Source organism: Streptomyces desertarenae (assembly GCF_042681365.1).
GTDB lineage: Bacteria > Actinomycetota > Actinomycetes > Streptomycetales > Streptomycetaceae > Streptomyces > Streptomyces desertarenae.
Genome location: NZ_JBHUFU010000007.1, coordinates 57581 through 76751 on the forward strand (window position 1 = coordinate 57581; position 19171 = coordinate 76751).

At 77.2% G+C, this 19171-nt stretch carries 19 protein-coding genes; 15 read left to right on the plus strand and 4 right to left on the minus strand.

Translation table 11 applies throughout. The features are described from left to right. Positions 1 to 46 precede the first annotated feature (46 nt). Positions 47 to 1060: a polysaccharide pyruvyl transferase family protein gene (locus tag ACFSJS_RS13375; RefSeq protein ID WP_380899812.1), complete on the minus strand. Its 1014-nt coding sequence runs from the start codon at positions 1058 to 1060 to the stop codon at positions 47 to 49. A 44-nt stretch (positions 1061 to 1104) separates the two neighbouring features. Beyond that, positions 1105 to 1332: a DUF6480 family protein gene (locus ACFSJS_RS13380; protein ID WP_380899814.1), complete on the minus strand. Its 228-nt coding sequence runs from the start codon at positions 1330 to 1332 to the stop codon at positions 1105 to 1107. Positions 1333 to 1400: 68 nt separating this feature from the next. Between ACFSJS_RS13380 and ACFSJS_RS13385 the strand changes: the two genes are divergently transcribed. The 12 genes from ACFSJS_RS13385 to ACFSJS_RS13440 all read left to right on the plus strand — a co-directional run bounded on the left by ACFSJS_RS13385 (position 1401) and on the right by ACFSJS_RS13440 (position 14370). Further along, entirely contained in the window at positions 1401 to 2369 is a 969-nt protein-coding gene (locus tag ACFSJS_RS13385; protein ID WP_380899816.1) for a UDP-glucuronic acid decarboxylase family protein, read from the plus strand. A gap of 192 nt (positions 2370 to 2561) precedes the next feature. Beyond that, positions 2562 to 4199, plus strand: a complete 1638-nt coding sequence (locus tag ACFSJS_RS13390) for a carbamoyltransferase family protein (protein WP_380899818.1) — start codon at positions 2562 to 2564, stop codon at positions 4197 to 4199. Next, positions 4196 to 5320, plus strand: a complete 1125-nt coding sequence (locus ACFSJS_RS13395; RefSeq protein ID WP_380899820.1) for a glycosyltransferase family 2 protein — start codon at positions 4196 to 4198, stop codon at positions 5318 to 5320. Before ACFSJS_RS13390 ends, ACFSJS_RS13395 begins: the two co-directional genes overlap by 4 nt. Next, positions 5317 to 5982 carry a D-glycero-alpha-D-manno-heptose-1,7-bisphosphate 7-phosphatase gene (locus ACFSJS_RS13400; RefSeq protein ID WP_380899822.1) on the plus strand — a complete coding sequence of 222 codons (666 nt, stop codon included), beginning with the start codon at positions 5317 to 5319 and terminating at the stop codon, positions 5980 to 5982. The genes ACFSJS_RS13395 and ACFSJS_RS13400 overlap by 4 nt, the downstream gene beginning before the upstream one ends. Continuing rightward, positions 5979 to 7028: a glycosyltransferase family 9 protein gene (locus tag ACFSJS_RS13405; RefSeq protein ID WP_380899824.1), complete on the plus strand. Its 1050-nt coding sequence runs from the start codon at positions 5979 to 5981 to the stop codon at positions 7026 to 7028. The genes ACFSJS_RS13400 and ACFSJS_RS13405 overlap by 4 nt, the downstream gene beginning before the upstream one ends. After that, positions 7025 to 7990 carry a glycosyltransferase gene (locus tag ACFSJS_RS13410; RefSeq protein WP_380899826.1) on the plus strand — a complete coding sequence of 322 codons (966 nt, stop codon included), beginning with the start codon at positions 7025 to 7027 and terminating at the stop codon, positions 7988 to 7990. Before ACFSJS_RS13405 ends, ACFSJS_RS13410 begins: the two co-directional genes overlap by 4 nt. After that, positions 7987 to 9222 (plus strand): glycosyltransferase, encoded by a 1236-nt coding sequence (locus tag ACFSJS_RS13415; RefSeq protein ID WP_380899828.1) that lies wholly within the window; start codon positions 7987 to 7989, stop codon positions 9220 to 9222. The genes ACFSJS_RS13410 and ACFSJS_RS13415 overlap by 4 nt, the downstream gene beginning before the upstream one ends. Before the next feature lie 86 nt (positions 9223 to 9308). Beyond that, the gene (locus ACFSJS_RS13420) at positions 9309 to 10013 is read left to right on the plus strand and encodes a D-sedoheptulose-7-phosphate isomerase (RefSeq protein ID WP_380900275.1); all 705 of its coding nucleotides are present in this window, start codon (positions 9309 to 9311) and stop codon (positions 10011 to 10013) included. After that, positions 10010 to 11533 carry a D-glycero-beta-D-manno-heptose 1-phosphate adenylyltransferase gene (rfaE2, locus tag ACFSJS_RS13425; protein WP_380899830.1) on the plus strand — a complete coding sequence of 508 codons (1524 nt, stop codon included), beginning with the start codon at positions 10010 to 10012 and terminating at the stop codon, positions 11531 to 11533. Before ACFSJS_RS13420 ends, rfaE2 begins: the two co-directional genes overlap by 4 nt. A 59-nt stretch (positions 11534 to 11592) precedes the next feature. Then, a complete protein-coding gene (locus ACFSJS_RS13430) occupies positions 11593 to 12558 on the plus strand; it encodes a glycosyltransferase family 9 protein (RefSeq protein ID WP_380899832.1) in 966 nt (321 codons plus the stop codon). Further along, positions 12555 to 13433 (plus strand): glycosyltransferase family 2 protein, encoded by an 879-nt coding sequence (locus tag ACFSJS_RS13435; RefSeq protein WP_380899834.1) that lies wholly within the window; start codon positions 12555 to 12557, stop codon positions 13431 to 13433. The genes ACFSJS_RS13430 and ACFSJS_RS13435 overlap by 4 nt, the downstream gene beginning before the upstream one ends. Further along, positions 13423 to 14370, plus strand: coding sequence for a glycosyltransferase family 2 protein (locus tag ACFSJS_RS13440; protein WP_380899836.1), 948 nt, complete (start codon positions 13423 to 13425; stop codon positions 14368 to 14370). The genes ACFSJS_RS13435 and ACFSJS_RS13440 overlap by 11 nt, the downstream gene beginning before the upstream one ends. 96 nt (positions 14371 to 14466) lie before the next feature. On the opposite strand, the gene ACFSJS_RS13445 is transcribed toward ACFSJS_RS13440, so the two are convergent. After that, positions 14467 to 14868: a ChaB family protein gene (locus ACFSJS_RS13445; protein WP_380900277.1), complete on the minus strand. Its 402-nt coding sequence runs from the start codon at positions 14866 to 14868 to the stop codon at positions 14467 to 14469. A 210-nt stretch (positions 14869 to 15078) separates the two neighbouring features. On the opposite strand from ACFSJS_RS13445, the gene ACFSJS_RS13450 reads away from it, so the two are divergent. Continuing rightward, entirely contained in the window at positions 15079 to 15513 is a 435-nt protein-coding gene (locus ACFSJS_RS13450; RefSeq protein ID WP_380899838.1) for a DUF2267 domain-containing protein, read from the plus strand. A 92-nt stretch (positions 15514 to 15605) separates the two neighbouring features. Here ACFSJS_RS13450 and ACFSJS_RS13455 read toward each other — a convergent pair whose 3' ends face one another. Beyond that, a complete protein-coding gene (locus tag ACFSJS_RS13455) occupies positions 15606 to 15956 on the minus strand; it encodes a DUF8129 domain-containing protein (RefSeq protein ID WP_380899840.1) in 351 nt (116 codons plus the stop codon). A 194-nt stretch (positions 15957 to 16150) separates the two neighbouring features. Here ACFSJS_RS13455 and ACFSJS_RS13460 point away from each other — a divergent pair, with 194 nt between their 5' ends. Then, on the plus strand, positions 16151 to 16966 hold the full coding sequence (locus ACFSJS_RS13460; protein WP_380899842.1) for an SAM-dependent methyltransferase: 816 nt from the start codon (positions 16151 to 16153) through the stop codon (positions 16964 to 16966). Beyond that, on the plus strand, positions 16963 to 19170 hold the full coding sequence (locus tag ACFSJS_RS13465; RefSeq protein ID WP_380899844.1) for a putative bifunctional diguanylate cyclase/phosphodiesterase: 2208 nt from the start codon (positions 16963 to 16965) through the stop codon (positions 19168 to 19170). Before ACFSJS_RS13460 ends, ACFSJS_RS13465 begins: the two co-directional genes overlap by 4 nt. Position 19171: the final 1 nt, after the last annotated feature.

Genomic DNA, 19171 nt, shown 5'->3' on the forward strand with positions numbered 1-19171 from the left:
GCCGGCGGCGCACCGCGCCGATCGCGGCCCGGCTCCCGCCGGGGCGTCACCCCCGCGGGGGGAACCGCTCCGGCGCGGTGCCGTCCGGCACCGCCCGCAGGGCCTCCACCAGGGCCCGCTCCGGATCCCGCCCCGGGGCGTGCCGGAAGGCGTGCCGGCGGCGCCGGGCCGCCGCCCGGCCGGAGACCAGGCACCACCGCCACCAGCGGTCCAGTTCCCGTTCCGTCAGCCGCTCGGCGGGCACCAGGGCCGGCCACCGGTACACGCGGGCCTGGGCCGTCACCTTCGCGCCGCCGGCCACCGGGTCGACGGCCAGCGCCGGGACCCCCGCGCGCAGGGCCAGCACCAGGCCGTGCAGCCGGTCGGTGACCACCACGTCGAGCCGGGCCAGGACGGACTGGAGCTGGGCGGGGGTGGCGCACAGCCGCCAGTCACCGCGGGCCAGCCGGGTGTCGAGCTCCACCCGGGCGCAGTCGGTGCCGGCCAGCCATCCGGTCACCCGTTCGGCGACCTCCTCGTGGCGGCGGCGGCCGCCGTACTCCCCCTGCCCGTGGGTGAGCACCACCCCGGCCACCGGGGTGGCGGGCAGGGGCGGGGCGGCGGCGGCCAGGTCGGGGGTGGGGCGCACGCCGTGCGCGTCGCGCGGCAGCACCCGGTGGAAGCCGCGCACGGCCGGGTCGCCGGGGTCGATGACGGACACGCCGACGGCGATGCGCAGGCAGTGGGCGTAGCGCTCGTGCAGGGCGGCGACCTGGGGTCCGTGCAGGGGGCCGCAGACGAAGACCACGTGGGTGTAGCGCGCCGGATCGGCCTCCTCCAGGCAGAGGCCGTCCGGCCGGAAGCCGGGGCTCCAGGCGGTGTCGTGGGGGATGCCGGAGGCGTCCAGCACCTCCTGGAGGCGGTGCAGCGCCAGCACGTCGCCGGCGGTGGCCTCGCCGTGCAGGAAGCTGAACCAGCCGGTGAGCAGCGCCCTGGGCGCGGTGGGCCCCCGCGGGGCGCCCGCCGCGCCCGGGTCCGCCCGGGGTTCCGCACCCGGCGCCCGGACCCCGGCCTCGTCCATCGGTGGCGCCGGTGTTTTCGGCACCTCCCTGCGGGGACTCGGGCTCACAGTGCCACTGCGTAGGCGAGGAAGAACCCTGCGATGAGGACGCCCAGGACCAGCAGCACGATCACCGGTGCCGGCCCCCAGCCGCTCGGCGTGTTGGCGTTCTGGTCCGGGGCCCCCGCGGGGGTGCTGCTCTCGCCGGGCGGCGTCTCGCCCGGCGGTACCGAGTTGCCTCCCTCCAGGCCGGGGGTCTGGCGGGGGTCGGGGTCCGGGTGCGTTTCGTTCATGGTCTTCGAGTACGCAGCGGACCGCCTCCTTACACCAACCAGAGGGAACCGAAGGAAGAAGGTCGCTGATGACGGGTGAACGTGAGCGGCGGCGGGCCGTGGTGACCGGCGGGGCCGGTTTCGTGGGCTCGCACCTGTGCGAGCGGCTGCTGGCGGACGGCTGCGAGGTGCTGGTCGTGGACAACCTCCTCTCGGGCGCCGAGAGCAACGTCGCCCACCTGCTTAGCCGGCCGGGCTTCGCCTTCGTGCGGCGGGACGCGTCCGCTCCGGGCGCCCTGGCGGACCTGCCGGGCGGTCCCTTCGACCTGGTCTTCCACCTGGCCTGCCCCGCCTCCCCGGCCGACTACCTGCGGATGCCGCTGGAGACGCTGGAGACCGGCAGCGGCGGCACGCGCAACGCCCTGGAGCTGGCGGCCCGCGACGGTGCCCGGATGGTGCTGGCCTCCACCTCCGAGGTGTACGGCGACCCGCAGGTCCACCCGCAGCGCGAGGACTACTGGGGGCACGTCAACCCCGTCGGCCCGCGCAGCGTCTACGACGAGTCCAAGCGGTACGCGGAGGCGCTGGTCACCGCGTACCGGCAGGTGCACGGCACCGACACCGCGATCGTGCGGATCTTCAACTCCTACGGCCCCCGGATGCGGGCCGGCGACGGCCGGGCGGTGCCCACCTTCGTGCGGCAGGCCCTGGCGGGCGAGCCGCTGACGGTGGCCGGGGACGGCAGCCAGACCCGGTCGCTGTGCTACGTCGACGACACCGTGGCGGGCATCGTGGCGCTCGCGCAGAGCGATCTGCCCGGCCCGGTGAACATCGGCGGCGAGGAGGAGACCACCGTCTTGGACATCGCCCGCCGGATCGTGAAGCTGACCGGCTCGTCCTCGCCGATCACGTTCGTCGAGCGGCCCGGGGACGACCCCGCCCGGCGCTGCCCGGACACCACCCTGGCCCGGGAGAGGCTGGGCTGGAAGCCGCGGGTGGGGTGGCAGGAGGGGCTGGAGCGGACCATCGAGTGGTTCGCCCGCCGCGCCGCCGCCTGACCTCCTCCCGGCCCCGGACGCGGGCCGGGGAGATCCGGCTCCCCGGGGCCGGCCGGGGCCCGTCCGGTCACCCACAGGAGTCACTTCCCCCGCAAAGAGTCGACCGAGCACGTTTGATTCCGCTGCCCAGGGCAACCCCGGGGGCCACAGCGTCCCCCTGCCATCGGGGCCAACACGACGGAGGCACCCTTCATGCGGATCCTGGGCATCAACGCCGTCTTCCACGACCCGGCGGCGGCGCTCGTGATCGACGGCCGCACGGTCGCGGCCGCCGAAGAGGAACGGTTCAGCAGGCGCAAGCACGGCAAGCGGCCGGTCCCCTTCTCCGCGTGGGAGATGCCCGAGCTGTCGGCGGCCTGGTGCCTGGCGCAGGCGGGCCTCTCCCCCGCCGACCTGGACGCCGTCGCCTACTCCTTCGACCCCGGCCTGGCGGCTCCGGCCGACTCCCTGGGCCTGGACGACCCCTGGGACCACCTGCGCCAGGAGTACGCCCGCCGCGCCCCCTCCTTCCTGGCCGAGGCGCTCCCGGGCCTGGACCCCTCCATCGTCCGCTTCGTGCCCCACCACATGGCGCACGCCGCCTCCGCCGGGATCGCCGGACCCCACCGCGACACCGCCGTGCTGGTCCTCGACGGGCGCGGCGAGTCCGCCTCGCACCTGTCCGGCCGCTACCACGGCGACCGGCTGGAGGTGCTGGCCGCACAGCGGCTGCCGCACTCCCTGGGGCTGGTCTACGAGGAGCTGACCGAGCACCTGGGCTTCCTGCGCTCCAGCGACGAGTACAAGGTGATGGCGCTCGCCTCCTACGGCAAGCCGCGCTTCCTGCCCGAGCTGCGGCAGTGGGTGCACAGCGACGGGAAGGGCGGCTTCGCCGCCCACGGCGTGGAGTGGACGGCGCTGGCCCCGGCCCGCCGGCCGGGCACCGACTGGACCCAGGACCACGCCGACCTGGCCGCCAGCGCCCAGGCCGTGCTGGAGGAGACCCTGCTCGACCTCGTCGGCTGGCTGCACGCCGAGACCGGCGGACGCGAGCTGACCATGGCCGGCGGCGTCGCGCTCAACTGCGTGGCCAACTCCAGGATCGCCGCCGAGGGCCCCTACGAGCGGGTGTGGGTGCAGCCCGCGGCCGGTGACGCGGGCACCGCGCTGGGCGCGGCCCTCCACCTGGCCGCCGCGCACGACGAGTCGCCGCAGCCGATGCCCGGCGCCGACCTGGGGCGGGGCTGGACGGACGGGGAGATCGAGGCCTTCCTGAAGGAGGCCGCCGTCCCCTACGACCGCCCCGCCGACATCGCCGAGGCGGTCGCCGGGACGCTGGCCGACGACGGCATCGTGGCCTGGTTCCAGGGCCGCAGCGAGTACGGTCCCCGGGCGCTGGGCCACCGCTCGCTGCTGGCCCACCCCGGCCGGGCGGAGAACCTGGAACGGCTCAACCGGGTCAAGGGGCGCGAGGAGTTCCGCCCGGTGGCGCCGATGGTCGCCGAGCGCCGCGCCGCGGACATCTTCGACGGGCCGGTGCCCAGCCCGTACATGCTGTTCGTGCACGACGTGGCCCGCGAGTGGAGGGACCGCATCCCGGCCGTGGTGCACGTCGACGGCACCGCGCGCATCCAGACGGTGGACCCCGGCAGCGAGCCGCTGGTGGCGCGGATGCTGGACGCCTTCGAGCGCCGCACCGGGCTGCCGGTGGTGGTCAACACCAGCCTCAACACCGCCGGGCGTCCGATGGTGGACTCCCCGCGCGACGCGCTGGAGTGCTTCGGCTCCTCACCCGTGGACCTGCTGGCCATCGGCCCGTTCGCCGTCCGGCGCGGGAGGGCGTTCGCATGAGCGTCCCGCACACGGCCGCCACCGGCTACTCGGTGGTCATACCCACCGTCGGCCGCCCCTGCCTGGCCGACTGCCTGGCGGCACTGGCCTCCTCGATCGGGCCCGAACCCCGCGAGATCGTGGTCGTCGACGACCGCCCGCAACCCGAACCGCTCCGCGACGAGCTGTCGCTGGAGGAGCTGGGGCCGCTGCGCGAGCGCGCCACCGTGGTGCAGACCGGCGGCCGCGGCCCGGCCGGTGCCCGCAACATCGGCTGGCGCCTGGTCACCGCCCCGTGGGTGGCCTTCCTCGACGACGACGTGCGCGTCGGTGCCCGCTGGCGCGAGTCCCTGGTGCGCGACCTGGCCGGGGCCGACCCCACCGTCGCGGGGGTGCAGGGCGTGCTGGACGTGCCGCTGCCCGCCGGCCGGCGGGCCACCGACTGGGAGCGCAACACCGCCGGGCTGGCCCGCGCCCGCTGGGCGACGGCCGACATGGCCTACCGCACCGAGGTGCTCAAGGCCGTCGGCGGCTTCGACGAGCGGTTCCCCCGCGCCTTCCGCGAGGACGCCGACCTGGCGCTGCGGGTGCTGGACGACGGCTGGCGCATCCGGCGCGGCAGCCGGCTGACGGTCCACCCCGTGCGCCCCGCCGACCGCTGGGTGTCGCTGCGGATGCAGCGCGGCAACGCCGACGACGCGCTGATGCTGCGGCTGCACGGCCCCGCCTGGTGGCGGCGGGCCGCCGCGCCCAGGGGCCGCATCCGCCGCCACGCCGCCGTCACCGCCGCCGCGGCGGCGGCCCTCGTCCTGGCCGCGGCGGGGCGGCGCGGGGCCGCCGCGCTGGCCGGGGCGGGGTGGCTGCTGGGCACGGCCGAGTTCGCCCGGGCCCGGATCTCGCCCGGCCCCCGGACCCGCGAGGAGGTCACCACCATGCTGGCGACGAGCGTGCTGATACCGCCGCTGGCGGTGTACCACCGGCTGGCCGGGACGCTGCGCCACCGCGGCGCCGGCCCCTGGGAGGGCGCCCGCGCGCCCGCCGCCGGCCCGGGGGGCGGGCCCGGTGAGGGCCCCGGCACCGGGTACCGGGCCGGGAGCGGGGCCGGGAGCGGCGGCTCCGCGAGCCGGGGAGGCGGCACATGACGGCGGGTGCGGCGGCGGTCCGCGCGGTGCTCCTGGACCGGGACGGCACCCTCGTGGAGGACGTCCCCTACAACGGCGACCCCGCCCTGGTCCGCCCGATGCCGGGGGCGGCCGAGGCGATGGAGCTGCTGCGCTCCCGGGGCGTGCCGGTCGCCGTGGTCACCAACCAGTCCGGCATCGCCCGCGGGCTGATCGGCTGGGACGACATGGGCCGGGTGCACGCCCGGATCGACGAGCTGCTCGGCCCGGTGGACGTCTGGGCCGTCTGCCCGCACGGCCCGGACGACGGCTGCGGCTGCCGCAAACCCGCCCCGGGACTGGTGCTGGACGCCGCCCGGCGGCTGGGCGTGGCCCCCGCCGAGTGCGTGGTCGTCGGGGACATCGGCTCCGACATGGGCGCCGCGCGGGCCGCCGGCGCCCGCGGCGTGCTCGTCCCCACCCCCGTGACGCTCCCGGAGGAGGTCGAGGAGGCGCCCGCCGTCGCCCCGGACCTCCTCACCGCCGTGCGGGTCGCCCTGGACGGGCCGTGGCCGCCGGGCGGCGGCCCTGCCCCGCCGCAACCGGTCCGCGGACCGGTCCGCGGCCCCGGGCGGCGCCGGGCGCCGGTGTCCGCCCCCGCCGATCCCCCGCCCGTCCGCACAACCGCCCGGAGGCCGTCGTGAGAGCACTGGTGGCACGCCTGGACAGCTTCGGCGACGTGCTGCTGGCCGGCCCGGCGGTACGGGCCGTGGCCGCACGGGCCGACCACGTGACGCTGCTGTGCGGACCGCGCGGCGCGCCCGCCGGCCGGATGCTGCCCGGCGTGGACGAGGTCCTGGTCTGGGACGCCCCCTGGGTGGGCTTCGACCCGCCCCCCACCGACCGGGCCGGGATCGAGGAGGCCGTCGGGCGGATCGCGGCCCGGCGCTGCGACACCGCGCTGGTGCTGGCCTCGGCCCACCAGAGCCCGCTGCCGACCGCGCTGGTGCTGCGGATGGCGGGCGTGGCGCGCGTCGCCGCCGACAGCGTCCACTACCCCGGTTCCCTGCTGGACGTCCGCCACCGGCGGGATCCGCGCGCGCACGAGGCCGAGGCCGCCCTCGCCCTGGCCGAGGCGGCGGGGTTCGCCCTGCCGGCCGGCGACGACGGGCGGCTGCGGGTGCTGCCGCCGCCGGACGCCCGCGAGGTCGCCGGTCCGCCGGGCTACGTCGTGCTGCATCCGGGGGCGAGCGTGCCGGCCCGGCGCTGGAGCCCGGAGCGGTCGGCCGAGGCGGTGGCCGCCCTGGCCGCCGCCGGGCACCGGGTGGTGGTCACCGGGGTGCCCGAGGAGCGGGAGCTGACCGCGTACGTGGCCGGCCGGGACGCGCTGGACCTGGGCGGGCGCACCTCGCCGGAGCTGCTGGCCGGGGTGCTGGCCGGGGCGAGGGCCGTGGTCACGGGCAACACCGGACCGGCCCATCTGGCCGCCGCCGTCGGGGCGCCGGTGGTCTCGCTCTTCTCCCCCGTGGTGCCCGCCGGGCGCTGGGCGCCCTTTCGGGTGCCGCTGGTGCTGCTGGGCGACCAGGAGGCGCCGTGCGCGGGCACCAGGGCCCGCGCCTGCCCCGTCCCCGGCCACCCCTGCCTGGACCACGTCACGCCCGAGGACGTCGTCGCCGCCGTGGAGAAGGTCACCGCCGAGGGCGGCCGGTACGACGCGGCCGCCGCAGACCGCCGGGAGGGAGCCGCATGAGGATCCTGCTGTGGCACGTGCACGGCTCGTGGACCACCGCCTTCGTCCAGGGGCCGCACACCTACCTGGTGCCCGCCACGCCCGACCGGGGACCCGACGGCCTCGGCCGCGCCGTCACCTTCGACTGGCCCGGCGGCGTGGTGGAGGTGACGCCGGAGCAGCTGCGGGAGACCGAGGTGGACCTGGTGGTGCTCCAGCGCCCCCACGAACTCGCGCTCGCCGAGCGGTGGCTGGGCGGCAGGCGGCCGGGGCGCGACGTGCCCGCCGTCTACCTGGAGCACAACGCGCCGGACGGGAACGTGCCCGACACCCGCCACCCGATGGCCGACCGCACGGATCTGACGGTCGTCCACGTCACCCACTTCAACCGGCTGTTCTGGGACTGCGGCCGGACGCCCACCACCGTCATCGAGCACGGGATCGTCGACCCCGGGCCGCTGTGGACGGGCGAGCTGGAGCGGGCCGCGGTGGTGGTCAACGAGCCGCTGCGGCGCGGCCGCACCACCGGCACCGACCTGCTGCCCCGCTTCGCCGGGGCCGCGCCGCTGGACGTCTTCGGCATGCGGACCGAGCGGCTCGCCGAGCGGCTCGGCATCCCCCCGGAGCGCTGCCGCTGCCGGGAACTCCCCCAGCGGGAGATGCACCGGGCCATGGCCCGGTGCCGGGTGTACGTGCACCCGGTCCGCTGGACCTCGCTCGGCCTGTCCCTGCTGGAGGCCATGCACCTGGGCATGCCCGTGGTCGCCCTCGACACCACCGAGGCGTCCGAGGCCGTGCCCGAGGGAGCCGGGGTGCTCTCCAACCGGCTCGACGTACTGACCGACGCCGTCCGCGGTTTCGTCGCCGACCCCGCCCACGCGCGCCGGGTCGGCGAGCGGGCGCGGAGGGCGGCACTGGCCCGCTACGGGCTGCCGCGCTTCCTGGACGACTGGGAGCGGCTGATCAAGGAGGTGGCCCGATGAGGATCGCCATGGTGTCCGAGCACGCGAGCCCGCTCGCCGAACTCGGCGGCCCCGACGCGGGGGGCCAGAACGTGTACGTCGCGCAGTTGTCGAAGGAGCTGGCCCGCCGCGGCCACGAGGTCACCGTCTACACCCGGCGCGACTCCCCCGACCCACCCGACCGGGTGCCCCTCGTGCCGGGCGTCACCGTCGAGCACGTGCCCGCCGGTCCGCCGCGCGCGGTGCCCAAGGACGGCCTGCTGGAGTACATGCCCGCGTTCGGCGCCCACCTGGCGCGGCGGTGGGCGGGGCGGCGGCCGCACGTGGCGCACGCGCACTTCTGGATGTCGGGCCTGGCGGCGCTGGCCGGTGCGCGCGGGACGGGCGTCCCGGTCGTGCAGACCTTCCACGCGCTGGGCACCGTCAAGCGGCGCCACCAGGGCGCGGACGACACCAGCCCGTCCGAGCGGATCGCGGCGGAGCGGCGGATCGCCCTGGCGTGCGACCGGATCCTGGCGACCTGCTCGGACGAGGTGTTCGAACTGGGCGCCATGGGGGTGCCGCCGGAGCGCGCGGCGGTGGTGCCGTGCGGCGTGGACACCGAGGAGTTCAGCCCCGGGCCGGCCCGGGCGGCGGGGCGGCACAGGCCGCGCGGGGCCTTGGGGGGCCGCCCCCGGCTGCTGGCCATCGGGCGGCTGGTGCCGCGCAAGGGGTTCGACCAGGCCGTCGCGGCCCTGGCCGCGGTCCCCGGCGCCGAACTGCAGGTCGCCGGCGGGCCCGACCCCGCCCTGCTGGACGCCGACCCCGAGGCCCGGCGGCTGCGGCGGCTGGCGCGCGAGCTGGGCGTCGCCGACCGGGTGCGGCTGCTGGGCGCCGTGCCGCACGAGCGGATGCCCGCGCTGATCCGGGGCGCGGACCTGGTGCTGTCCACGCCCCGGTACGAGCCGTTCGGCATCGTCCCGCTGGAGGCCATGGCCTGCGGGGTGCCGGTCGTCGCCACCGGGGTGGGCGGCCACCTGGACTCGGTGGCCGACCGGGTGACCGGCCGTCTGGTGCCGCCCGGGGACCCCGGCGCGCTCGCCCGCGCCGTGCGGGAGCTGTCCGGCTCGCCGGAGCTGCTGCGGCGCTACGGCGAGGCCGGACGTGAACGCGCCCTGGCCCGCTTCTCCTGGGAACGGGTCGCCGACGGCGCCGAACAGGTGTACACCCAGGTGGTCTCCGGCCACCGCGTTCCCACGGGGGCTGCCCGATGACGACTCCCAAGACCGCTTCCCAGACCACCTCCGGGGCCCCCGCCGGCAGCGGTGCCGGCCCCGCGCTCCGGGGGGCCGCGGCCCTCCTGCCGCCGGGCACCGTCGCCGGCCACTGCGACGAGCTGCTGCGCGCGCTGGCGCCCTTCCGCGACCAGGCGGACACCGCCCAGCACTGGGGTGAGCGCCTGGCCCGGGCCCTGTCGGGCGGCGGGCGGCTGCTGGCGGCCGGGAACGGCGGGAGCGCCGCCCAGGCCCAGCACCTGACGGCCGAGCTGGTGGGCCGCTACCGCGACGACCGGCCGCCGTTCTCCGCCATCGCCCTGCACGCCGACACCTCCTCGACCACCGCCATCGCCAACGACTACGGCGTGGACGAGCTGTTCGCCCGCCAGGTGCGGGCCCACGGCCGCGAGGGGGACGTGCTGATGCTGCTGTCGACCAGCGGGGCCAGTGCCAACCTGCTGTCGGCCGCCGAGGCCGGACGCGAGGCGGGCATGGCGGTGTGGGCGCTGACCGGCCCCGCCCCCAACCCGCTGGCGGCCGGCAGCGACGAGGCGCTGTGCGTCCGCGCCGCCTCCACCGCGACGGTCCAGGAGCTCCATCTGGTCGCGGTGCACATGGTGTGCGCCGCCTTCGACGCGGCTCTGGAGGCCGCTGCGGCCGGTGGACGGCGCGCTGCGGCCGGTGGACGGGCCGCTGCGGCCGGTGGGCGGGCCGCTGCGGCCGGTGGACGGCGCGCTGCGGCCGCGGGCGCCCGCCGGCGCGCCGCCCGGAAGGGGGACGCCGGATGACGCCGCCGACCCCGCCGGCCCGGCCGCCCTCCCCCGCCCCGGGGCCGGGCCCCGACGGCCGGCCCCCGCGCTCCGGCCCCGCCCCGCTGGTGGTGGTCGGGGACGCCCTGCTCGACCGCGACCTGGTCGGCCACGCCGAGCGGCTCGCCCCCGACGCCCCCGTGCCGGTGCTGGACGACTGCGAGGAGCTGCTGCGTCCGGGCGGCGCCGCCCTGACCGCCTACGTGGCGGCGCTGGGCGGCCGCCGGGTCACCCTGGTGACCGCCCTGGGCGGCGATCCGGCCAGTGTCCGGCTGCGCGAGCTGCTGGCCCCCTGGGTCACCGTGGTCGCGCTGCCGCTCCACGGCGCCCTGCCGGAGAAGACCAGGGTGCTGGCCGGGGGCCGGCCGGTGGTCCGCATGGACCGCGGGGACGGCCGGGCCGCGGCCGGACCCGCCGGGGAGCCGTCCGGGGAGGTCCGGGAGGCGATCGGCTCGGCCCGCGCCCTGCTGGTCTCCGACTACGGCCGGGGCACCGCGGACGCCGTGCGCGGCCTGCTGGCCGAGCGGGCCCTGCGGGTGCCGCTGGTGTGGGACCCGCACCCGCGCGGCCGGGAGCCGGTGCCGGGCACCAGGCTGGCCACGCCGACGGCGAAGGAGGCCCGCCTCTTCGCCGACCGGGCGGCCGGCCGCGGGGCCGGCTCCGCGGCCGGCCCGTCCCCGGCGGAGCCGGAGAACCTGCACACGGCGGCCCGGCTCGCGCGGGAGCTGGCCGACGCCTGGGGGGCGGCCTCGGTGGCCGTCACCCTCGGCGAGCGCGGCGCCCTGCTCTCCTACGGCGACCACCCGCTGCTGGTGCCCGCCCCGGCCCGGCACAGCGGCGACTCCTGCGGCGCCGGCGACCAGTTCGCGGCCAGCGCCGCCGGCCTGCTCGCCGACGGGGCGCTGCCGGAGACGGCCGTGCGGGGCGCGGTGGCGGCCGCCACCGGGTACGTGGCGGCCGGGGGCGCGGCGGCCCTGGCCTTCCCCGACCGGGGTGCCCCTCCGCCGTCGCCGCCGGACGGTGAGGACGCCGAGCAGCTGGTGGCCCGGGTGCGGGCGGCGGGCGGGACGGTGGTGGCCACCGGCGGCTGCTTCGACCTGCTGCACGCCGGGCACGTCGGGCTGCTCCAGGCCGCCCGGCGCACCGGTGACTGCCTGGTGGTCTGCCTCAACTCCGACGCCTCCGTGCGCCGCCGCAAGGGCCCGGGCCGTCCCATCAACCCGCTGGCCGACCGCGTCCGGGTGCTGCGCGCCCTGGAGTGCGTGGACGCGGTGGCGGTGTTCGACGAGGACACCCCCGAGGAGCTGCTGAAGCGGCTGCGTCCGGACGTGTGGGTCAAGGGAGGCGACTACGCGCTGGCCGACCTGCCCGAGGCGTCGCTGGTGGAGAGCTGGGGCGGCCAGGCGGTGCTGCTGCCCTACCTGGACGGCCGGTCCAGCAGCCGGATCGCCGCCCGTGCGGCGGTGTCGGTCTCCGCGGCCCGGGGCGGTGTGCGGTGAGCGGGCGCGCACCGGGAGGGGACGGGGGCGTGCGGGCGGGCGCGCCCGGTGCGGCGAGCGTGCCGGTGAACGGGTCGGCGGGCGCCCCCCGGCTGCCCCGGGTGCTGGTGCTGCGGGCGCTGGGCCTGGGCGACCTGCTGGCGGGGGTGCCGGCCCTGCGGGCGCTGCGCCGGGGGTTCCCGCGGCACGAGATCGTGCTGGCCGCTCCCCGCGAGCTGGCCGTCCCCGCCGAGCTGAGCGGCGCCGTCGACGCCCTGCTGCCCGCCTCCGCGCCCGGCCGGGCCGTCCCCGAGATCACCGGCTGGCAGGGCCCGCCGCCGCAGGTCGCCGTCGACCTGCACGGCAAGGGCCCGGAGAGCATGCGCGCCCTGGAGGCGCTGGGCCCGGACCGGCTGCTGGCCTTCGCCGCGCCCGACGGCCCCGAGTGGTACGCCGAGGAGCACGAGCGGGACCGCTGGTGCCGGTTCCTCACCTGGTACGGCATCCCCGCCGACCCCGGGGACCTGCGGCTGCCGCCGCCCGCCGTGCCGTCGCCCGCCCCCGGCGCGGTGGTCGTCCACCCCGGGGCGGGCTCCCCGGCGCGGTGCTGGCCCGTGGAGCGGTACGCGGCCGTGGCCGCCGAACTGCGGCGCGCCGGGCGGCACGTGGTGGCCACCGGCGGCCCCCGGGAGTACGAGCTGCTGGCGCGGCTGGCCAAACTCGCCCGCCTGCCCGACTCCGACGTGTACGGCTCCCCGCCGCTGGAGCGGCTGGCCGCGCTGGTGGCCGGCGCCTCGGCCGTGGTGAGCGGCGACACCGGCGTGGCCCACCTGGCGGTGGCCTGCGGGACCCCGTCGGTCACCCTCTTCGGCCCGGTCCCGCCGAGCCGGTGGGGCCCGCCGCCGCTGGAGCGCCACCGGGTGCTGTGGCACCCGGGCCCGCCCGGCGACCCCCACGGGCGCAGCCCCGACCCGCTGCTGGTGCGCATCCGGCCGAAGGAGGTGCTGGACGCGCTGTCGCGCCTGCCGGAGGTGCCCCCCGCATGACCTCCGCGCCGACGGGAGTGGTCATAGCCACCCGCAACCGCGCCGACAGCCTCGCCCGGACCCTGCGCCGGCTGACGGACCTGCCCGAGCGGCCGCCGGTCCTGGTCGTCGACAACGCCTCGACCGACCACACCCGCACCATGGTGCGCACCCTCTTCCCGCAGGTGGCCCTGCTGCCGCTGCCGGAGAACCGCGGGGCGCTCGCCCGCAACCTGGGGGCGTCGGCGCTGGAGACGCCCTACGTCGCCTTCTGCGACGACGACTCCTGGTGGGAGCCGGGCTCCCTGGCCCGCGCCACCGCGCTGATGGAGCGGCACCCCCGGCTGGGGCTGATCGCCGCACGCACCCTGGTGGGCCCCGGGGAGGAGCCCGATCCGCTCAACGAGGTCATGGCCGCCTCTCCGCTGGGCCTGGCCGGCGACCTGCCCGGACCGCAGGTCCTGGGGTTCCTGGCCTGCGCGTCGGTGGTGCGGCGCTCGGCCTTCCTGGAGGTCGGGGGCTTCCATCCGCTGCTGTTCTTCAGCGCCGAGGAGACCCTGCTGGCCTACGACCTGTCAGCCCGGGGCTGGGGGGTCAGCCACTGCCCGGAGGTGGTGGCGCACCACCATCCGGATGCCGTCGCGGGCCGCAGCGGCCGCTCCGCCCGGCAGAGCCGCAACGAGCTGCTCACCGTCTGGCTGCGCCGCCCGCTGCCGGTGGCGCTCGGCCGCACCCGTGCGCTGGCCGCCGAGGCGCCGCGCGACCCGGTCGCCCGCGGTGCGCTGCTGGGCGCGCTGGCCCGGCTGCCCGCCGCGCTGCGCGCCCGCCGGCCGCTGCCGCCGTACGTCGAGGAAGCCGCACGCCGGCTGGAAGGACAGGAACGCCGTGACCGCTGAGTCCGTGCCCGCCGAGTCCGCCCCCGCCTTCCGGGGGGCCGGGGACCCCGACCCGAGGGTGTCGGTCGTGGTGATCACCCGCGACCGCCGGGAGGAGCTGCTGCACACCCTCGGCCGGCTGGCCGAGCTGCCCGAGCGCCCGCCCGTGTTCGTCGTCGACAACGCCTCGTCGGACGGCACCTCCGCCGCGGTCGCCCGCGCCCACCCCCGGGTGCGGCTGCTGCGCGCGGAGCGGAACCTGGGGGCGGTGGGGCGCAACGTCGCGGTGGAGCGCGTCACCACGCCGTACGTGGCCTTCTGCGACGACGACTCGTGGTGGGAGCCGGGCTCCCTGGGCGCGGCGGCCGACCTGCTGGACGCGTGCCCGGGACTGGCGGCGGTCACCGCACGGATCGTGGTGGAGCCCGGCGGCACCGAGGACCCGATCGTGGCCGAGCTGCGCCACTCGCCGCTGACCGGCCCCGACTGGCTGCCCGGCCCACCGCTGGGGTCGTTCCTCGCTGCGGCGACGGTGCTGCGCACGGACGCCTTCCGCTCGGTGGGCGGCTTCTCGCCGCGGCTGTGGCTGGGCGGCGAGGAGGAGCTGATGGCCACCGACCTGATGGTGCGCGGCTGGTGGCTGGCGTACGCGGAGGAGCTGACGGTCCACCACGCCCCGGCGGCCCGGGACGCCACCGGGCGGCGGGAGGACGGGCTGCGCAACACCCTGTGGTTCGGCTGGCTGCGCCGCCCGCTGCCCGCCGCGCTGCGCCGCACCTGGCACCTGGCCCGCACGGTGCCGCACGACGCGGTGTCGGCGCGGGCGTTCGGGCGTGCCCTCGCGGGGCTGCCGTGGGTGCTGCGCGAGCGGCGCGTGGTGCCGTCCGGGGTGGAGGAGCGGCTGCGGCTGCTGGAAGCGGAGCAGCGCCGCTCCACCGCCCGCCGGTACGTCGGCTGAGGCGGCGGGGCGGCGCTGCCGGGGCCCGCGCCGACGCCGGAAGCGCGGGCCTCCGGTGCGGTGCCCGCCGGCCTTCCGGCGGGCACCGCACCGGGGTCAGGAGCGCGCCCGGCGGGTCCTGGAGCGGTTCGCCTTGCGGATGGCCCGCAGCAGCTCGTCCTTGGTCATCCGGGAGCGGCCGTCGATCTCCAGCCGCCGGGCGACCGAGTACAGGTGCTCCTTGCTGGCGTTCTCGTCGACGCCCTCGCCGCTGCGTCCGCCCCTGCCGCGCGGGCTCGCCGCCCGGGAGTCCGAGGGGCCCTTGCGGCCGCCCTCCTTGCGCTCCCAGTGGTCGCCCACCTTCTCGAACTTGTGCTTGAGGGCGCTGAAGGCCGTCTGGTGGGCGCGGCGCCCCTCCCCGTACTCCTCGACGGCGGAGTCGTGGGCCTTGATCCAGGTGCGCTGCGCCTCCTTGGGGGAGCGCTCCAGGGTCGAGGGGAGCTCCTTCCGTCCTGGCACGTCACTCACCTCCGAATGGTCGGATCCGTAACGGATGCCCCGCTCTGCGTCGCGGAAACGGGAACGGGAACGGCGGACGGTGGCGCCCCGGGGCGGCGGGGCCGGCGGAGGCGGCAGGTGTCGGCGCCCGGTGCCCGGGTCACCCGTCCCAGGGGCTCCCCGCGCCCGGAAGCGGCCCGGGGCCCGAGGAACCGACGAGAGGTGCCGACCATGCGCTACGAGGAACTGACCGGCCGGATCCAGTCACACGCCGACCTGCCCGACCGGCAGGCGGCGGAGCGGGCCCTGCGGGCCACGCTGGAGACCCTGGCCGAGCGCGTACCCGACGGGGTGGCCGACCACCTGGCCGCCCAACTGCCCGGCGAAGCCGCCGAGTCGCTGCGCCGGGTGGTGTCCGGGCACGAGGCCTCGCCGCGGCAGCGCGAGCACGCGCGCACCCGCGGCGAGCCCTTCGACCTGACCACCTTCGCCGGGCGGGTGGCCTGGCGCTCCCGGGCCTCGGAGGACGTGGCCGTGCGGGAGGCGGCGGCCGTGCTGGAGGTGCTGGACGCGGCCGTCTCCCCCGAGCTGATGACCAAGGTGGGCCACGTCCTGCCGCCGGACATCCGCGAGCTGCTGCCCTCCGCCCGGGCCGAGGAGGCCTGAGGCGGGACCGGCCCCGGCCCCGCGGGCGCGCGGCAGCCGGCCCCCGGAGCGGACCAGGGCTCCGGGGGCCGGCTGCCGCGCGGGGGCGGCCGTCAGCGGAAGCGGTTGCCCACCGGCTTGGCGGGCTGGTCGGGGGTTCCGTGCGGCGGCGGGTTGTACGGTTCCGGGGAGGTGGCCGGGCTGACGGGGGAGCCGCCGGGCTCGCCCTTGGGCCCGGAGGGCGGCACGCTGCTGCCGGGCGACCGGGGGCTGCCCTCCTCCAGTTGGCGGAGGCGGGCCGTCAGCAGCGCGGTCACGTGGGTGCGGTCCGCGTGCTCGTGCTCGTACCGGAGCAGCTGTTCCAGAGCCTCGTGCGAAAGGGACCGGATGCGGTGCTCCAGTTCGCCCACGGACAGATGGTCGTAGTCGGGCAGTGGGAGTTCGCTGTGGTCGCTGGTGCTCATTCCCCTCGGGTTTCCGCATCGAAGACCGGAAAACGCGGCCCTCGCCGCGATTATCCGGACGGAGGAACCGGGGCAAGCTATACGTAGCGGGTTGCCGCCGCAAGGCCGGTGTCCCGCATCCGTGTACCTGTTCGCCCGGCATCAGTAGCCTCAGGAGTCCCAGTGTCATATTCAGCGACCCGTTGGAGACTGTGATGGAGCGTCCCGCCTGGGCTCCGCAGGGCATCGACCTGTCCGTGCCCAGCGTTTCCCGCATCTACGACTACTACCTGGGCGGATCGCACAACTTCGAGGCCGACCGCGAGGCGGCCCGGCGCGCCATGGACGTCTTCCCGGGGCTGCCGAAGATCATGCAGGCCAACCGGGCGTTCATGCGCCGGGCGGTCCGCTGGGCCGTGGAGCAGGGCGTCACCCAGTTCCTGGACGTCGGATCGGGCATACCCACCTTCGGCAACGTCCACGAGGTCGCGCACGCGGCCGCCCCGGAGGCGAAGGTGGTCTACGTCGACAACGACCCCGTCGCCGTCGCCCACAGCCGGGCCGTGCTGGAGGGCGAGGAGCACCGCACCGGCGTCGTCTCCGCCGACCTCCGCTCCCCCGCGGACATCCTCGGCAGCGGGGAGGTCCGCCGGCTGCTGGACCCGGACCGCCCGGTGGCCCTGCTGCTGGTGGCGCTGCTGCACTTCCTGGAGGACGGCGACGACCCGTGGGGGAAGGTGGCCGAGCTGCGCGACGCCCTCGCCCCCGGCAGCCTGCTGGTCCTCACCCACGCCTCGGTCGAGGGCGGTCCGCGCAGACCCGAGGAGGGTGCCGAGGTGGAGGGGGTCTACCGCAACATCGGCTCGCCCCTGGTCCTGCGCTCCCGCCGCGAGGTGGAGCGCTTCTTCGACGGGTTCGAGCTGGTCGAGCCCGGCCTGGTGCCCATGCCGAGCTGGCGCCCCGAGGGCCCGGTGGACCAGGAGGACCCGGTGGTCTTCACCGGGTTCGCCGGGGTGGGGCGCAAGGCGTGACTCCGTCGCCCCAGGGGTCCTCCCCCTCCGGCCCTGCCCCCGCCGCGGAGGGCACCGGTGAACGCCCCGGCGAGGGGGGTGACGGCCACCGCCGCTTCGCCCGGATCTGGAGCCGCGCGGTCTACCCCGCCACCGCCACTTCCATGACCCGCGCCGAGTTCGAGGAGTACCTCGTCCCCCGGGTGCGGGAGCTGGCCGAGGCGCTGCACGCCCGTCCCTTCGACCCCTCGCCCGGACGCCGGGTGGGGGCGGCGCTCGTCGAGGCGCACTGCACGGCCCCCGAGGCGCTGCCGCAGGTGCTGGGCGTGGTGGACGCCTATCTGCTGCTGTACTGCAGCGATCCGGCGGTCCTGCCCGTCGAGGAGGGCCGGGCCCGCTGCGCGCGGCTCCAGCACGCCGTCGCGGCCGGCTTCGCCCGCGCGCTCCAGGAGCGCACCCGTTGCGAGCAGGAGGCCCTCTCCCGGGCCGCGCTCGCCGCGCGCGACATCGCCGAGAAGGCCCTCCACGAGAGCGAGACCCGCTTCCGCGCGGTGTTCGAGGAGGCCGCGATCGGCATCGGGATCGCGGACATGGACGGCAACATCCTCGACGTCAACAACGCGCTGGCCCGGATGTTCGGCGGCTCCGAGCACCACGTGCGCAGCCGCCGGGTCTCGGAGTGGGTGCACCCCGACGACGCGCCGGGCGTCTGGCGGACCCACGAGGAGCTGGTGCGCGGCGAGCGCGACCACTACCGGGTGGAGAAGCCGTACACCCGCAGCGACGGCACCGTGCTGTGGACCAACCTGACCGTCTCGCTGCTGCGCGACCCCTCCGGCGAGCCCCGCTACATGCTGGCGTTGATCGAGGACATCACCGAGCGCCGGCTGCTGAACCTGCGGCTGCGCTACGAGGCCACCCACGACGCCCTGACGGACCTGCCCAACCGCACGCTGTTCTTCGAGCGCCTGGAGCACGTCCTCTCCCCCTCGTCGGGCACCTCCCGGATCGGGCTGTGCTACCTGGACGTGGACGGCTTCAAGACCGTCAACGACAGCCTGGGCCACGCCGTGGGCGACCGGCTGCTGGTGAGCGTGGCCGAGCGGCTGCAGGGCTGTGTGACCTCCCAGCGGCACATGGTGGCGCGGATCGGCGGCGACGAGTTCGTGGCCCTGGTCAGCGACCCGGTGTCGCGCTCGGAGGTGACGGACCTGGCCCAGCGGGCGCTGGACGCGCTGGCCGCCCCCGTCCCGCTGGCCGGACGCGAGCTGTCGGTGCGCGCCAGCATCGGCATCGTCGAGGGCCCGGTGGCGGAGCTGACCCCGGCGGAGGTGCTGCGCAGCGCCGACATCACCATGTACCGGGCCAAGGCCCTGGGCGGCAACCGCTACGAGCTGGCCGACCCCGACTCCGACGCCCTGACCATCAGCCGCCACATGCTGACCACCCACCTGCCCGCCGCGCTGGAGGGCGAGGAGTTCTTCATCGAGTACCAGCCGCTGGTGCGGATGGAGGACGGCAGCGTGGAGGGCGCCGAGGCGCTGGTGCGCTGGGCGCACCCCCGCCACGGGGTGCTCGGCCCGGACCGCTTCATCCCGCTCGCCGAGCACACCGGGCTGATCGTGCCGCTGGGCCGCTGGGTGCTGGAGCAGGCGGTGCGGCAGGCCTGCGAGTGGCAGGTGCGGGGCATCGGCGGGGCCCGGCCGCTGCGGGTGAACGTCAACCTCTCGCCGCGGCAGCTGCGCCACCCGGAGCTGGTCTCCGAGACGGTGGCGGTGCTCCGGGAGGCCGGTCTGGACCCGTCCTCGCTCTGCCTGGAGGTCACCGAGAGCGCCCTGATCCGCGCCGACGACGCCGAGCTGAAGCCTTTACGGCAGCTCGCCGACCTGGGGGTGCACATCGCCCTGGACGACTTCGGCACGGGCTACTCCAACCTGGCCAGCCTGCGCAGGCTGCCGGCCGGCACGCTGAAGCTGGACCGCTCCTTCACCCGCGGCCTCCAGCAGGAGCCGGCCGACCCCGTCGACCTCAAGGTCGTGGAGGGCATCGTCTCACTGGCCCACGCCCTGGGGCTGAGCGTGACGGTGGAGGGCGTGGAGACCGCCGCCCAGGCGGAGCAGCTGCGGAAGCTGGGCTGCGACTCCGCCCAGGGCTGGTACTACGCCCGGCCCGGCCCGCCCGAGCACCTGTCGGGCTCCACGATGCCGCTGGCGGCGGGGCAGTGAC

Coding starts and splice junctions, on each gene's coding strand:
- ACFSJS_RS13395 (WP_380899820.1), top strand. CDS start 4,196: ATGAGCGTCCCGCACACGGCCGCCACCGGCTACTCGGTGGTCATACCC.
- ACFSJS_RS13415 (WP_380899828.1), top strand. CDS start 7,987: ATGAGGATCGCCATGGTGTCCGAGCACGCGAGCCCGCTCGCCGAACTC.
- rfaE2 (WP_380899830.1), top strand. CDS start 10,010: ATGACGCCGCCGACCCCGCCGGCCCGGCCGCCCTCCCCCGCCCCGGGG.
- ACFSJS_RS13410 (WP_380899826.1), top strand. CDS start 7,025: ATGAGGATCCTGCTGTGGCACGTGCACGGCTCGTGGACCACCGCCTTC.
- ACFSJS_RS13390 (WP_380899818.1), top strand. CDS start 2,562: ATGCGGATCCTGGGCATCAACGCCGTCTTCCACGACCCGGCGGCGGCG.
- ACFSJS_RS13460 (WP_380899842.1), top strand. CDS start 16,151: ATGGAGCGTCCCGCCTGGGCTCCGCAGGGCATCGACCTGTCCGTGCCC.
- ACFSJS_RS13455 (WP_380899840.1), bottom strand. CDS start 15,956: ATGAGCACCAGCGACCACAGCGAACTCCCACTGCCCGACTACGACCAT.
- ACFSJS_RS13385 (WP_380899816.1), top strand. CDS start 1,401: ATGACGGGTGAACGTGAGCGGCGGCGGGCCGTGGTGACCGGCGGGGCC.
- ACFSJS_RS13400 (WP_380899822.1), top strand. CDS start 5,317: ATGACGGCGGGTGCGGCGGCGGTCCGCGCGGTGCTCCTGGACCGGGAC.
- ACFSJS_RS13380 (WP_380899814.1), bottom strand. CDS start 1,332: ATGAACGAAACGCACCCGGACCCCGACCCCCGCCAGACCCCCGGCCTG.
- ACFSJS_RS13450 (WP_380899838.1), top strand. CDS start 15,079: ATGCGCTACGAGGAACTGACCGGCCGGATCCAGTCACACGCCGACCTG.
- ACFSJS_RS13375 (WP_380899812.1), bottom strand. CDS start 1,060: ATGGACGAGGCCGGGGTCCGGGCGCCGGGTGCGGAACCCCGGGCGGAC.
- ACFSJS_RS13435 (WP_380899834.1), top strand. CDS start 12,555: ATGACCTCCGCGCCGACGGGAGTGGTCATAGCCACCCGCAACCGCGCC.